This is a genomic window from Streptomyces sp. NPDC027185 (assembly GCF_055567035.1).
In genome coordinates, this window is sequence record NZ_JBVHRF010000008.1 from 385,218 (window position 1) to 398,298 (window position 13,081).

Annotated in this window: 10 protein-coding genes and 2 pseudogenes; 5 read left to right on the forward strand and 7 right to left on the reverse strand. The window is 73.1% G+C overall.

Annotated features, from left to right (window positions below):
- Window positions 1-5 precede the first annotated feature (5 nt).
- The gene (locus tag ACZ4M8_RS25950; RefSeq protein ID WP_467611324.1) at window positions 6-212 is read left to right on the forward strand and encodes a ferredoxin; all 207 of its coding nucleotides are present in this window, start codon (window positions 6-8) and stop codon (window positions 210-212) included.
- A gap of 24 nt (window positions 213-236) precedes the next feature.
- Here ACZ4M8_RS25950 and ACZ4M8_RS25955 read toward each other — a convergent pair whose 3' ends face one another.
- The 3 genes from ACZ4M8_RS25955 to ACZ4M8_RS25965 form a co-directional block, all read right to left on the reverse strand.
- Complete coding sequence (locus ACZ4M8_RS25955; protein ID WP_467611234.1) at window positions 237-1,574, reverse strand: cytochrome P450; 1,338 nt, start codon at window positions 1,572-1,574, stop codon at window positions 237-239.
- 223 nt (window positions 1,575-1,797) lie between these two features.
- On the reverse strand, window positions 1,798-2,103 hold the full coding sequence (locus tag ACZ4M8_RS25960; RefSeq protein WP_467611236.1) for a hypothetical protein: 306 nt from the start codon (window positions 2,101-2,103) through the stop codon (window positions 1,798-1,800).
- A 218-nt stretch (window positions 2,104-2,321) separates the two neighbouring features.
- The gene (locus tag ACZ4M8_RS25965; RefSeq protein ID WP_467611238.1) at window positions 2,322-3,026 is read right to left on the reverse strand and encodes a DUF4232 domain-containing protein; all 705 of its coding nucleotides are present in this window, start codon (window positions 3,024-3,026) and stop codon (window positions 2,322-2,324) included.
- 450 nt (window positions 3,027-3,476) lie between these two features.
- Here ACZ4M8_RS25965 and ACZ4M8_RS25970 point away from each other — a divergent pair, with 450 nt between their 5' ends.
- Window positions 3,477-4,418, forward strand: coding sequence for an LLM class F420-dependent oxidoreductase (locus tag ACZ4M8_RS25970; protein ID WP_467611240.1), 942 nt, complete (start codon window positions 3,477-3,479; stop codon window positions 4,416-4,418).
- An 89-nt stretch (window positions 4,419-4,507) separates the two neighbouring features.
- Here ACZ4M8_RS25970 and ACZ4M8_RS25975 read toward each other — a convergent pair.
- Together ACZ4M8_RS25975 and ACZ4M8_RS25980 are read right to left on the reverse strand one after the other, a co-directional pair.
- Window positions 4,508-5,397 (reverse strand): annotated as a pseudogene (locus tag ACZ4M8_RS25975) (serine hydrolase).
- 538 nt (window positions 5,398-5,935) lie between these two features.
- Window positions 5,936-6,817: pseudogene (locus ACZ4M8_RS25980) on the reverse strand (LysR family transcriptional regulator); the annotation flags it as partial.
- A 158-nt stretch (window positions 6,818-6,975) separates the two neighbouring features.
- On the opposite strand from ACZ4M8_RS25980, the gene bla reads away from it, so the two are divergent.
- Window positions 6,976-7,899, forward strand: a complete 924-nt coding sequence (gene bla / locus ACZ4M8_RS25985; protein ID WP_467611242.1) for a class A beta-lactamase — start codon at window positions 6,976-6,978, stop codon at window positions 7,897-7,899.
- Between the two features lie 476 nt (window positions 7,900-8,375).
- On the opposite strand, the gene ACZ4M8_RS25990 is transcribed toward bla, so the two are convergent.
- The gene (locus ACZ4M8_RS25990) at window positions 8,376-8,930 is read right to left on the reverse strand and encodes a restriction endonuclease (RefSeq protein ID WP_467611244.1); all 555 of its coding nucleotides are present in this window, start codon (window positions 8,928-8,930) and stop codon (window positions 8,376-8,378) included.
- A gap of 514 nt (window positions 8,931-9,444) precedes the next feature.
- Window positions 9,445-10,080 (reverse strand): isochorismatase family protein, encoded by a 636-nt coding sequence (locus ACZ4M8_RS25995; protein ID WP_467611246.1) that lies wholly within the window; start codon window positions 10,078-10,080, stop codon window positions 9,445-9,447.
- Between the two features lie 383 nt (window positions 10,081-10,463).
- On the opposite strand from ACZ4M8_RS25995, the gene ACZ4M8_RS26000 reads away from it, so the two are divergent.
- Both ACZ4M8_RS26000 and ACZ4M8_RS26005 read left to right on the forward strand, forming a co-directional pair.
- Window positions 10,464-10,958, forward strand: a complete 495-nt coding sequence (locus ACZ4M8_RS26000) for a pyridoxamine 5'-phosphate oxidase family protein (protein ID WP_467611248.1) — start codon at window positions 10,464-10,466, stop codon at window positions 10,956-10,958.
- A 520-nt stretch (window positions 10,959-11,478) separates the two neighbouring features.
- Window positions 11,479-13,026, forward strand: a complete 1,548-nt coding sequence (locus ACZ4M8_RS26005) for an acyl-CoA synthetase (protein WP_467611250.1) — start codon at window positions 11,479-11,481, stop codon at window positions 13,024-13,026.
- The last annotated feature ends 55 nt before the right edge of the window (window positions 13,027-13,081 follow it).

Genomic DNA, 13,081 nt, shown 5'->3' on the forward strand with positions numbered 1-13,081 from the left:
TCCGGGTGGACCGCCTGCGGTGTGTGGGTGCGGGGATGTGCGCCGGGGTCGCGCCCGAGGAGTTCGAGGTCGACGGCGGTGGCCGCGCCCGGCCCCGGCGCACCGCCGGGCACTCCCCCGGGGCCCTGGCCGAGGCCGCCGCGATGTGCCCCGTGGAGGCGATCGCCGTCCTCGACGCGGACTCGGGCCGCCGGGTGGCGCCCGCGGACTGAGCCGTACGGGCGCGGGCCCGGCTGTCAGGCGACCGACGGGCACCGGGGGCCGTCGGCCGTCCCCTCCGGCGTGGCGTCGCCCGCTCCCGCCTGCGCGGCGGTGGCCGCTCCCTCCGCCGCCGCGCCGGACGCCGTCGGTCCGGCGTCCGACCGCCCGTCCGCCGCGGTAGGGGCGTCGAAGGTGACGGGCAACGCGTGGAGTCCGTTGGCGATGCCGCCCCTCTTCCAGCGCAGCGTCCGCTCGGGGACGGCGAGCCGCAGTCCGGGCAGCCGGTGCGCCACGGCTTCCAGTGCCACCTCCAGCTCCAGCCGCGCCAGATGCGCCCCGAGGCAGTGGTGCGGGCCGTGCCCGAAGGCGAGGGAGGCGGCGCCGGTCCGGTCGAGGGCGAGGGTGTCGGGGTCGGGGAAGGCCTCCGGGTCCCGGTTGGCCGCCGCCGGCGCGGCGAGCACGGGCTCCTCGGCGCGGACCCGGACACCGCCCAGCGTGACGTCCTCGACGGCGTAGCGCGGCACCGTGAACTCGATGAGCTGGACATACCGCAGCAGTTCCCCGGCCGCGGCGGGAACGTCCTCCGGGTGGGCGCGCAACCGCTCCAGAGCCCCCGGGCGGGTCAGCACATGGTGCAAGGAGACCGCGATCTGACCGCAGACCGGGGCGAACCCCGCCATGAGCAGGTCCCCGACCACGGCGTACAGCTCGCTCTCGGTGATCCGGCCGTCCGCGTCGCAGGCGCGCAGGAGGACGTCGAGCAGCGCGTCGCCCGGACGCTCCCGGCGGCGCGCGACCACGTCGGCGAGGCGGGAGGTGAAGTCGGCGATCGCCTCGTCGGCGCCGTCCGCGTCCTCGATGCCGGCCTGCAGGTTCTCCGCCCATTCCCAGAAACGGGCGTACTCACGGGGCAGTCCGAGCAGTTCGCAGGTGAGCTCCGAGGGAAAGGGAACGGCGAAGTCCGCGACGAGATCGGCGGCCGGTCCGGACGCGACGATCCGGTCCAGCATCTCCCCGGCGAGCCGCCGCGCCCGCGGCCGCAGCCCCTCGATGCGGCGCGCGGCGAACTCCTTGGCCAGCACGGAGCGCAGCCTCGTGTGCTCGGGCGGGTCCAGGGACATCAGCCCGCCGTGCGGCCCGGCCGCCGCGTCCACCCGCGGGTGGTCACGGCCCCCGGTCGCGGCGAGGCTGAACCGCGGATCCGACAGCACCGTCTTCACATCGGCGTACCGGGTGGCCAGCCAGGCGTCGTCCCCGTAAGGCATCCGCACCCGCGCGAGGGGCCGTTCGCGCAGTTCCGCGTAGTGGGGGTGGAGCGCGAGCCCGGCCCCCGGCTCGAAGGGGTACGCGAGGGGGTGGTGCTCCGTCTCCATGGGCGTCGGCCTTCCTGCGCGGGGCGGATGAGCGGGTGGTACGCGACCGATGACGGTGGGTAACCTACTGCGCCCGCGGAAAAGCCGTGAAAGCGGCATACCGTGAGGTCGGGGATGTTTCCCGGGCCGGGGCCGGGTGGGCGCCCGCCCGGCGGACACCCCGGCCGCTCCGGAGGACCGGCCGGACGGAGTGGTGGCGCACGGCGCCAGTAACTGGCGCTGATCACTTTCCAGGGGGCCTGGCCGAGAAGGGCCCGGCTTGAGGTCGAAGGTCGCGCCGTAGCAGCACACCGCTGCAGAAGGTCGCCCGGAGCCTGCTCCGGTGGGACACCGACCGGGCGGTCAGCGGGCAACAGCCGTGGTCCCCGGCGGTGTTCTGCGTGACCCGCTTGCCCTTGAGGTCCGGCCGGGACCAACCGCGGATGTCGTTCTTCGGGCACCTCGTGGCCGCGTGGGCGGTGGTGGGCGCGGCGAGCGGCAGCAGGGTGATGAGCGTGGCCCAGGCCGGCGCCAGGAGGCGCGTCTTCACGGTGTTCCCCGTCCCGTCCGTGGTGGTTTCCCCTTCGGGCCCGTGTGAGCACGGGGCGAGGGGGCCGCGGGGAGACATGTTCCGGCCCGCGGGCCCGGCGGAGCGTGCGGGGGCACGGGCGGGGAACGAGGGCGGGCGGGGGCGCGCCGGGCGCCGCCGCGCCGCAGGCCCCGGCCGGAGCCGGGGCCTGCGGAGGTGGAGCGCCGTGCGGTGCGGGCTCAGAAGTCGTCAGCGCCGTTGCGCAGCTCCTTCGTCCAGTAGCCGGTCTTCGCGACCGCGTCGTCGACGGCGATACCGCCCTTGGGAGCCTTGACGACCTTGGTGCCCTCGGCGGGGCCCTCGGGGGCGAAGAAGTTCACGCCGAAGGAGGTGACCGCGTGGTTCTCCTCGTCGACACCGCCGGTGTTGAGCCGCACGGCGGCGTAGGCGGGCTCCCCGGCGTTCAGGACGACGGCGACGGGCGGCTTGCTCTTGGCCACGGCCGGGACGTCCTTGGCGGTGTGGATGTCACCGAAGGCGAGCAGCGGGTACTTGAGCAGCGTGCAGGCATGGCTGGAGGTGTTGGTCGCGGTCAGCGTGATGTGCGTGGTGGGCACGCCCTCCTGCTTCTCGGCGGTGACCTTCATGTCCTCGTAGGTGCAGGCGGGCACCTTGCCGCCGGACGGCTTCTTCACCGCGGTGGACTTCTTCGCCTCGGCGGGCTTCTTGGCCTCGGTCGGGGCGGAGGCGTCCTGCGAACCGGCATCCGTGCCCGCGCCGTCCGCCTTCTCCGCCTGGGTGGCGGCCTGCGGGGCGGAGGCGGACGCCGCGTCCGCCTTGTCCTTCGCGCTGTCGCCGTCGCCACCGCAAGCGGTGAGGGTGAGGCTGAGGGCGGCGACGGCGGCAGCGGCGAGGGCTGCGGGGCGACGGCTGATGGTACGCATGGGGACTCCCGTTTTCATGGTCTTGACGCCAGGCGCGGGCACCTGGTCGACACCAGCTTGAGGGCAGCCTCTGCTGTTCCGCTGACGTGGCGCTGATGCTTTGCTGCCGTCCATCCGCGCAGCTCACAGGGGGTACGCGAGGGCTCGCGGAACGCCCTCCGCCAGGTGCGGCCGGGGTGTCCGGCGAAGAGCCACGCAGCGCACCGCAGCGACGAGGACGCGACGGGACGAGGCCGCGCACCCCGGGCCGGCCGCGCTGCGCGTCCCGCCCGGGGCGGCCCGAGGATCCGGGCGGTTCGGCGAGTCCGGTACGGGTGAGGGCGTACGCCACGGGCCGACCGGGCCACGGCGGCCGTCCCGGCGGGCCGCTCTCCCCAGGCCGCAACGGAACTGTCACACCCCCGTCATACGCCACGGAATGACGCACAACTCCCTTGTGTTCGGCGGAACATGAGCCTTGGAGTAGCACTCGACGCAAGCGGCCACACCCACCAGATCGACGCGACCGTACGGCTCGCCGCCGAGGCCGCCGCCGCCGGCCTGCGGTCCGCGTGGTTCGGCCAGACCTTCGGAGCCGACTCCCCGCAACTCGCGGCGATCGTCGGCCGCGAGGTGCCCGGACTCCAGGTGGGGACGTCCGCGGTCCCCGTCTTCGGGCGCCACCCCCTGACCGTCTCCAGCCAGGCACAGACCGCGCAGGCGGCGACCCACGGCCGGTACCACCTCGGTCTCGCCCTCGGCACCAAACTGCTGACCGAGGGCGGTTTCGGCATCCCCTTCGAACGGCCCGTCGCCCGGCTGCGGGAGTTCCTGATCGCCCTCCGCGCGCTGACCGCCACCGGGAAAGCCGACTTCCACGGCGAACTGCTGACCGCGAGCACCCCCGTACCGGCGCGGGTGCCGGGCGCCGAGGCAGGCGTCCCGCTGCTGGTCGCGGCGATGGGACCGCGCGCCCTACGGGTCAGCGGCGAACTGGCGGACGGTATCCTGCCCTACCTGGCCGGCCCCCGGGCCCTGGCGGAGCACATCGTTCCGGCGGTGACCGCCGCGGCGGAGGCGGCCGGCCGCCCCGCGCCACGGATCGTGGCCCTGGTGCACGGCGTGGTGACCGACGACGTCGACACCGTCCGCGCGAAGCTCACGGAAAACCTCGCGTTCTACGAGCAGATCCCCTCGTACGCCCGCGTCATCGGCCTCTCGGGCGGTCGCCGGGCCGCCGATGTCGCGGTGGTCGGCGACGAACGCGCCGTCGCCGAGGAGATCCGGCGCTACCGCGACGCGGGCGCCACGGAGGTGGTCCTCGCCGGTACGGACAGCGCCGGTGACGCCGACCGCCGCCGCACCTGGCAGCTCCTCGGCGACCTGGCGGGCGGCCCCGTCACCGCCGGCTGACCCCACCGGCCGACCTGCGCCGATACGTCGATACGGGCCCTGCCGGGCAGTCGGGCCGCCCGGCGGGGCCCCTCGGAGGGTCTCCCGTCTCAGAACTGCCGCAGGTGGTCGCGGAGCCGGCGCGCCACCTGCCCCATGAGGGCCTCGGCCCCGGGCTGAGCACTCGCCGGGACCAGCGACTCGGTGAGCACCGCGACCGCGAACATCTGGCCGTCGGCGTGCTCCACCACACCCGCCTCGTGCCGCAGGTTGAGCAAGGTACCGGTCTTGGACGACCAGGTGGTCGCGTCGGAGCTGAAGTCCGGGGCGAGGCGATGGCGGAGCAGATGATGGCTCATCAGCTCCCGGACCCGCCCGGCGACCTCCGCCGGAATCGCCGAGGGCGTCCAGAGCGCCTGGAGCAGATCGACGTAGGCGCGGGCGCTGCCGGTGTTGGCGCGGGTCGTGTCGAGCTGCGGTACGCGGTGGCCGCGACCGCTGGTGCCCGCGTCGATGGCGAGGGCGTGTGCCAGATGGGCCTGCCCGGCGTCGAACCGCTCCTCGGGCGTCTCGGACAGCTCCCGCATCCCGTGCCGGACGGTGATCCCGACGAGACCGAACTCCTGGAGGATCGCGGCGACCTCCGCGGGCGGCGTCAGGCCGAACAACGCGTCGGCGGCCGTCCCGTCGCTCACACACGTACTCAGGTAGAGCAGATCGTCGAGGGCGATCCGTACGGGGTGCCGGAACCGGCTCAGACCGGTCGGCCCGGCCGTGGTGATCCGGCCCGGCGCCACGTCCAGCATCGTCGCGCCGTCGAGTTCGCCCCGCCGGATGCGCTCGACCGTCGCCAGCGCCAACGGCACCTTGACCAGCGAGGCGACGGGCAACTGAGCATCCGGCTCGATCCCCAGCTCCTCCCCCGGACGAGAAGACAACCGTGCAACCCGCCGTCCCGCAGCTCACGGCGGAGTTCACGCAGCAACGCTTCGGTATTCATGGACGGCTCCGGGGCGGTCGGGGGTGCGGGACGCGGTCGCGGACGCAGGACTGGGCCGGCGCGGGCGTGGACCGGCGGCTCCGGCCGGAGGAGAGGCCGGACGGTCCGGTACGAGGGATGGGGGCGGAGGGCGAAGACCGCGGGTGGTGTCGCGGCGGGCGGGTGGTGGCGGGTGATGGCGGACAGTGGCGGGTGGTCATGTTCCGTCGGCGCGGTGAACGGTGCTGTGGCGGGCGGTCCGGGGGCGGCTTGCTTCCGAGTGGTGTGGACGGTGCGGTGGCGGTCAGGCCGGGGCGCGGCGAGGGATTCCGGTTGCGTACGGCGGTACGGAGGAGTTCGCAGCCCGGCCTCACAGGTCCGTACCGTCCGGCCCGGGTGCCCTGTGCGTCCCGGACGCCCCGGCTGTCCGGCCTTTCCGGCCCGCCCCATCCGTCCGGTCGGTCTCGTCGGACTGGTCCGTCCCGGCGCCGGCGGTATGGGTGACGCCTGCGTGATCTTCGCGATCGGCGCCACCTGGGCGATCAGTACGTCCCGCGTGACCGGTCCGGCCGACATGGTCGGCGCCGAGGCAGCGGGCGAGCGCTTCTCCCAAGCGTTCCTCCATGTGCCGGCCGGTGCCCTCCGCGGCGGCGAGCGCATAGCCGCGGGCGAGGGCGATCCCGCCGAGCGGCCGCCAGTGCAGCGCCAGTTCGGTGGCCTGCGCCGGGGAACAGAGCAGCAGGTCATGGCTGGTCAGGACCTCCGCGGCCGCGGCCGTCAGGTCGGTCGCGGTGACGAGCTGCGTCGGCCGCAGCCCCACCGCGTCCCGCAACCGGGTGAGCGGATCACGGATGTGCGGGACATCGTCCTCCGGCTGGATCCAGACACGCCGGGCCGGGCCGGTGGCGGCACGGCCCACCCGCAGCGTTTCGAGATGGACGCGTCGCGGGCCGCCATCACCGGCGGCGGCGAGACCGAGCGGCACCGTCCATTTCGCGCCGTCCAGCGGCACGGCGAGCACTCCGGCACGTACCTGGTGCGCGTGGAGGAGTTCCTGGCGCCGCGCCGGACCCTCGGGGCGCAGGTCGAGGGTGACACCGTACCCACGCGCCTCGGCGACCAGGCGCGCCAGGTCGGCGGTCGGGCAGACGGCGGGCACGGCGAGCCGCCACGGCCGACGGCGGGCGGACTCCGCCTCGTGCAGCAACACCTCGGCGGCGTGGACGAGCTGCCGGGCGACGGGAAGCATCTCGCGCCCGAACGCGGTCAGTACGGCCCGCCGCGCGGTGCGCTCGAACAGCTTCCCCCCGAGCCGCTCCTCCAACGCGGCCACCCGGCGGCTCGCCACCGACTGGGACATCCGCGCGGCGGCCGCCCCCACGGTGAAACTTCCGCGCTCACTGACACTGACAAACGCACTGCACGCCCCCACCAGATCCACCCCGGGACTCTATGCCAGATCCGCATGGAACCGCGCGTCGGCGTATTGGACCGCATGACGGGCGGCGGCAAGAGTGGTCGCGTCATCCCGATCGCCCACCGGGACGGGCCCGCCCGTCCCCGATGCGCCCTGCCCGCAAGGCGCCAGGAGGTCCGACCATGCAGCCGTTCCGTGCCCGGGGTGCCGTTCGCGGCGCGCTCGCCACGCTTCTCCTCGTCCCGCTCGTCGCCTGCGGCACCGCCAACGCGGAAACGGAGGCGTCGGCGCCGTCCCCGCGGGCCACTCCGTCCGCAGCCCGCCCGTTCGCCGACGACCTGCGGCAGCTGGAGCAGAAGTTCTCCGCACGGCTGGGCGTCTACGCCATCGACACCGGCACCGGCCGCGAGGTCGCCTACCGCGACGGCGAACGCTTCCCCTTCAACTCGACGTTCAAGGCACTGGCCGCAGGAGAGATCCTGAAGCAGCGCACCCTGAACGGGCTGGACGAAGTGGTCACCTACTCCAAGGACGATCTGGTCCCCAACTCCCCCGTCACCCAGCAGCACGTCGGGACCGGTATGACGCTACGGGCACTGTGCGACGCCGCCGTCCGCTACAGCGACAACACCGCCGCGAACCTGCTCTTCGACAAGCTCGGCGGCCCCAAGGGCCTCAACGCGTCGCTGAAGAAGCTCGGCGACCATGTGACGCGGATGGAACGCCCCGAACCCCTGCTCAGCACCTGGGACCCGAAGTCCACCCGCGACACCACCACGCCCCGGGCCCTCGCCAAGGATCTGCGCGCCTACGCCCTCGGCCGTGCGCTCCGCCCCGAGGAGCGCGGACAGCTCACCACCTGGCTGCGGACCAACACCACGGGCGACACCCTCATCCGGGCCGGCGTACCGAAGAGCTGGACGGTCGGCGACAAGACCGGCATGGGCAGCAACTACGGGACCCGCAACGACATCGCCGTCCTCTGGCCCGAACACTCCTCCCCCATCGTCGTCGCCATCCTGTCGAGCAAGCCCGAGGCCGACGCCACCCCCGAGGACGAACTCATCGCCGAAGCCGCTTCGGTGGTGGCCGACACCCTCACATGACGGAAACGGCAACGGTGAAGCCGACAGCAGCCACCGGACGGAGTCAGGCGCTCCGGGGCCGAACCAGACGCTGAAGACGGCCGACCGGGGCGGAAGCCGGCCTGGCCCGATACGAACGAGCCGGCGGAGCCCCGGTTCCGGGCCGGGGCAGAACCAGGGAAGGGGGCAGGGGCCGGGGCAGGGCAGGGGCAGGGGCAGGGCCTTCGCCTCAGGGCCGGTAGCAGGCCCGGGGGCGGAGGGCTTGGCCGGAACAGGGCAGCCCAAAGGCTGAGGGGCAAGGGGCCGTCCCGCATCTCAGAAGAACTCTCCGGGGCTACGCGTGAGCCCCTCCCCCGGCACCTCACAGCCGCACAAGACGGTCGCACCACACCCGGACCCGACCCCCGAACCCGGGGAGCGGTGACACCCTCCGGCACTTCACCCTCCGCCCGGGGTGTCACCGCCCACCCGGAAACAGCGGCAGAGGCATTCCTCACCTACGGGTACCAGGGTGGGCGCCCACCCGCCGCCCATCTGCCCAGCGCCCGGCCGTCGACGAGGCACAGCGGCTGGTCGAGTTCCGCGTTGGCCCGGCGCGCGTCCTGGGTGAAGTCGCTGGTCGTGACGATGATCGCGGTATCGCAGCGGTGGTAGGCCCGGTAGGTCCCGTTGACGGCGTAGACGACGGGTGCGCCGACCCGGTTACCCGCCGCGAACCGCTTGCACTGGATCGCGACCCGGCGACCATCGGTGAGCCGCACGAGGACATCGAGCGCCCGGTCGTTGGCGCCCCCGGACACCGTGGCCGTCCGGACGCCGGGGTCACGACGCGCCAGATCCGCGACGGCATGCTCGAACTGACTGCCGCTCATGTGCTGATATTCGGCGATGCTGTGCGTCACACCCTGATGGGTGCCGGCCCCCGCCCTCGGTACGCCGGGCCGGCCACCCCGCAGCCGGCGAACGGCCACCACCCCGCCGAGCACCAGAACGGCGAGGAGACCGCAGACGACGGGATGCGCCCGGACCACCGCGACCACACCGATGAACACCCCCGCTCCCACAACGACCTGCCCCGGCGTGACCTCACGCCTCCGCCGCCGCACAGGACCCCGCCTGCTCCGCTTAACCGGCCCCCGTCGCACGGCGGAGGGCCTACGGGCACCACCGGCCCTGCGGTTACGGACGGAGGAACGCCGTCGTGCCGGTGCAGCCATCAGTCTCCCCGGGTCTATGGGGCAGGCCGCGTCACGGTCCGCGCCTGCCGGACAGTCCCTGCAGTGTCCTGTCCCCATGCACCCGAGCGGGGTGAAGCCCCCTATCTTGGCCGGTTGTCATACCCCACGACCGGCTCCCCCCTCCCCTCGCTGATCCCGCCCCTCGCCCCTCTCCGCCTGCCGGACGCCTCATCCCCCGCAGAACCAACCTCACTCCTCCCCCTTCCCCCGCCGCCTTCCGCCCCCTCCCTCGCTCCATCGCCGCCCGAACACCGCCCCAGGCGCTACGAGTTCACCGAAGAGGCCCATGCCAGCCGCCCGGAAGGTCTACGCCTATGCGCTCTGTCGGCTACTCCGGGCCTTCCCAGCACGCCATCACCTCGTCGGTCCGGGTCACCGTGGCCACCAGAGCCAGGGAGTGGCGCACCACCGCGGGGACGTACGAGGCGGGCACACCCGCGATCGCGTCCTCGGGCACCACCGCCATGTATCCGGCATTGACCGCGTCGAACACGGTGTTCGGGATCGCCACGTTCGCCGACACCCCGACGATCACCACCGTGCGGCAGCCGAGATTCCGCAGCAGGGCGTCGACCTCCGTCCCCGCCATCGGCGACAGTCCGTGCAGCCGCCGGACCACGAGATCTTCCTCCGACACCGCTACCGGCGCGGCGACCTGAGCCGCGGGCGTGCCGAGAACCTGCTGTACGGGCAATCGCTCGGCAACCCGGAACAGCCGGGCGTTACGGCTGGCACCCCGGCCGTCCGGGCGACGCACCGCGAGCGCGTGCACCACCTGGACGCCTGCCCCGTGCGCCGCGCCGACCAGCCTGGCCACGTTGTCCAGCGCCCCCGATTCCCTTGCGGCAGCGGCGAGTTCCGGCAGTGCGCCGTCCGTCCCCACCACGCCCTGCTGGCATTCCACCGTGAGCAACACCGTCGTCGCCGGGGCCACCTGCGCCATGAGCCTCGCGTCCACGCTCATCCCGTCCTCCACCCACTCGGCGTCCATTGGGCCGGCGCCGCCGACCGGCCACCTCCGCCGACCTGCGGGGATGGGCTGCGGCGCCACAGCGCCCATCCCTTTTCCGCGCGGCCTCCCACCCCACTCAGCGACCACTCCGGCATTCGGAGGCCCACCGCATGTCTTGCATCCGGTCTCGCGCGCCCGCATCATTCCTGACGCTTCATCAGTTTTCAATTGACAAGGATCAGAGGCTCAACGTCCTCGGGCCACGTTCTGCCCGCACCCGGCCCAGCTCCGCGTCTTCGAGCCGGGATCACACACACAGAGCACGAACTCCCCGACCACCCCCTTCGGCGGCACGGCGCACCTCAGACAGACGGCGACGACGGAAGTGACCACCCATGACGGAGACCACGAAAGACAGCGAGACGGCCGACACCCAGCGCCGCGGGCGCCGCATCATGATGACGACAGGCGAACGTGACGCCTTCCTCACCGCGCAGCGCACCTGCCGTGCCGCAACCGTGAGCGGGGACGGCGCTCCGCATGTCGGCGCGCTGTGGTTCGCCTGGGACGGCACGGCGCTCTGGCTGTATTCGCTCACCCGCAGCAAGCGCTGGAAGCACCTGCGGAACAACCCCCGGCTCGCAGTGGTGGTCGACGACGGCGAGGCGTACGGAGAGCTGCGCGGCGTCGAGCTTTCCGGCCGGGCCGTGGCCGTCGGGGAGGTACCGCGCACCGGTGACGCGTGTCCCGAACTCGACGTGCCGGAGAGGATGTTCGCCTCCAAATACTTCGGCCTGGAGAGCATGCCGCACGACGGCCGGCACGCGTGGCTGCGTCTCGTCCCGGACTCCGTCGTCTCCTGGGACTTCCGGAAGATGCCGCAGAGCTGACCTCACCGGTCCCGCTCCGGCCACCTGAGCAGCGACGGACCGGACGGGCGCGGCGCCACACCCACGTCCAGGCCCCAGGGCGGCGAGAAGTGGCCGGGGAGGTGGACGGCGGGAACCACGAAGGCGGACCGGCCCACCGCACGAGGCACCCACTCCGCGGGAGATCGGAGGAACGGTCGTGCCCGGCATACGCCGCACCCCGCCCCCTCCGGCTCCTTCCCCCCGCACGGACAAGCATGTCGTCGATCGCTTCTCGTCTGCTGTCATGCCTTGACGCTAGGTTCGCGCGCTGCCGTCCGGGATCAGGGAAATCCCCTATCCGGCTCAGGGTTCACCCCGACTCGTCCCTGAGAAGGCATGGGGGCAGCCCCGGCCGGGCGGGCTCGGATGCCGGTTCACGCGGGCGATGTCAGTGGCCTCTGCGAGAGTGGAGGCCAGTTCGACAGGACCGGTCCGCGACCGTACCGGCGGGCGGCTGCGGCCCGTGCGGCCGGATGCCGACGAGGATGGAGGAGTTGCCGTGAATGTGTTCTTCCCCGCGCTGCGTGAGGGTTCGTCCGCACCCGCACCCGCACTGCGCTTCGGCGACCGCTCGCTGAGTTATCGGCAACTCGCCACCGCCACGGTGCCGCTCGCCGAACGCCTCGGCGGCCGGACCCGCGTCGCGGTATGGGCCACCCCGACCCTGGAGACCTCGGTGGCCGTGGTCGCGGCGATGCTGGCCGGCGTGCCCGCGATCCCGGTGAACCCCAAGATCGGGGCGAGCGAGTTGGCGCACATCGTGGCCGACAGCTCTCCCGACCTCGTCCTCAGCGAACCGGGTGCCGTACTGCCCGACGCACTCGCCGCCCTCCCCCGTCTGGACGTCAGGACCGGCCCCGCCGAGCAGACCACTGCCTCCGAGGGGGCCGGCCAGGGCTCCACGGCAGGCGGACCGGCGGATGCCTCGGACGGCGCTCCGGAACCGGAGGTGTCAGCGGCTCAGGACGTTCCGTCACTACCCCACGAGCCGGGGGAGGAGGCGCCTGCCCTGATCGTCTACACCTCCGGCACCACGGGGCCGCCCAAGGGCGTCGTCCTCCCCCGCCGGGCCCTCGCCCACACTCTCGACGCCCTGGAGGACGCCTGGCAGTGGACGGCTGACGACGTCCTCGTCCACGCCCTGCCTCTCTTCCACGTCCACGGCCTCATCCTCGGCGTCCTGGGGCCGCTGCGGCGCGGCGGCAGCGTCCACCATCTGGGCCGGTTCACCACGGAGGGTGTGATCCGCGGCCTGTCCGAGGGCGGGACGATGCTCTTCGGCGTCCCGACGATGTACCACCGTCTCGCCATGGCCGTGGCGGACGATCCGGCGCTCGCCGCCGCCCTGAGCGGCGCCCGGCTGCTGGTCTCCGGATCGGCGGCGCTGCCGCTCACCGACCATGAGCGCATCACCGCGGCGTGCGGCCGCCGGGTGATCGAGCGGTACGGCATGTCGGAAACGCTGATGAACACCAGCGTGCGGGCGGACGGTCCGCCCGCCACCGGTTCGGTCGGCGTGCCGCTGCCCGGTGTGTATCTCCGTCTGGTGGACGACGCGGGCCGGGTCCTCGACAGCGACGACGGCGAGACGGTGGGCGAGATTCAGGTACGCGGTCCGAACCTCTTCGTCGAGTACCTCAACCGACCGGACGCGACCGCGGAGGCATTCGACGGCGGGTGGTTCCGTACGGGCGACATGGCCGTACGGGATGCCCACGGCAACTACCGCATCGTGGGCCGGAAGGCGACCGACCTGATCAAGAGCGGCGGATACAAGATCGGTGCCGGTGAGATCGAGAACGCTCTGCTGGCACACCCGGCGGTGTCCGAGGCGGCCGTGACCGGCGAGCCGGACGACGACCTCGGCGAACGCATCGTCGCCTGGGTGGTCATGGCACCCGAGCCCCCGCACCCTTCCGCCGATGAGTTGTCCGACCACGTCGCCCGCCTGCTGGCACCGCACAAACGCCCGCGCACCGTGCACTTCCTGGACGCACTGCCACGCAACGACATGGGAAAGATCCTCAAGCGCCGGCTGGGGGCCTGAGAATCCGGCCCTCCCCCGCTCCCTGCGCCGCGACGCGGAGCGGGGGACATGCGAT

Coding starts and splice junctions, on each gene's coding strand:
- ACZ4M8_RS25955 (WP_467611234.1), bottom strand. CDS start 1,574: ATGGAGACGGAGCACCACCCCCTCGCGTACCCCTTCGAGCCGGGGGCC.
- ACZ4M8_RS25965 (WP_467611238.1), bottom strand. CDS start 3,026: ATGCGTACCATCAGCCGTCGCCCCGCAGCCCTCGCCGCTGCCGCCGTC.
- ACZ4M8_RS25970 (WP_467611240.1), top strand. CDS start 3,477: ATGAGCCTTGGAGTAGCACTCGACGCAAGCGGCCACACCCACCAGATC.
- bla (WP_467611242.1), top strand. CDS start 6,976: ATGCAGCCGTTCCGTGCCCGGGGTGCCGTTCGCGGCGCGCTCGCCACG.
- ACZ4M8_RS25995 (WP_467611246.1), bottom strand. CDS start 10,080: ATGAGCGTGGACGCGAGGCTCATGGCGCAGGTGGCCCCGGCGACGACG.
- ACZ4M8_RS26000 (WP_467611248.1), top strand. CDS start 10,464: ATGACGGAGACCACGAAAGACAGCGAGACGGCCGACACCCAGCGCCGC.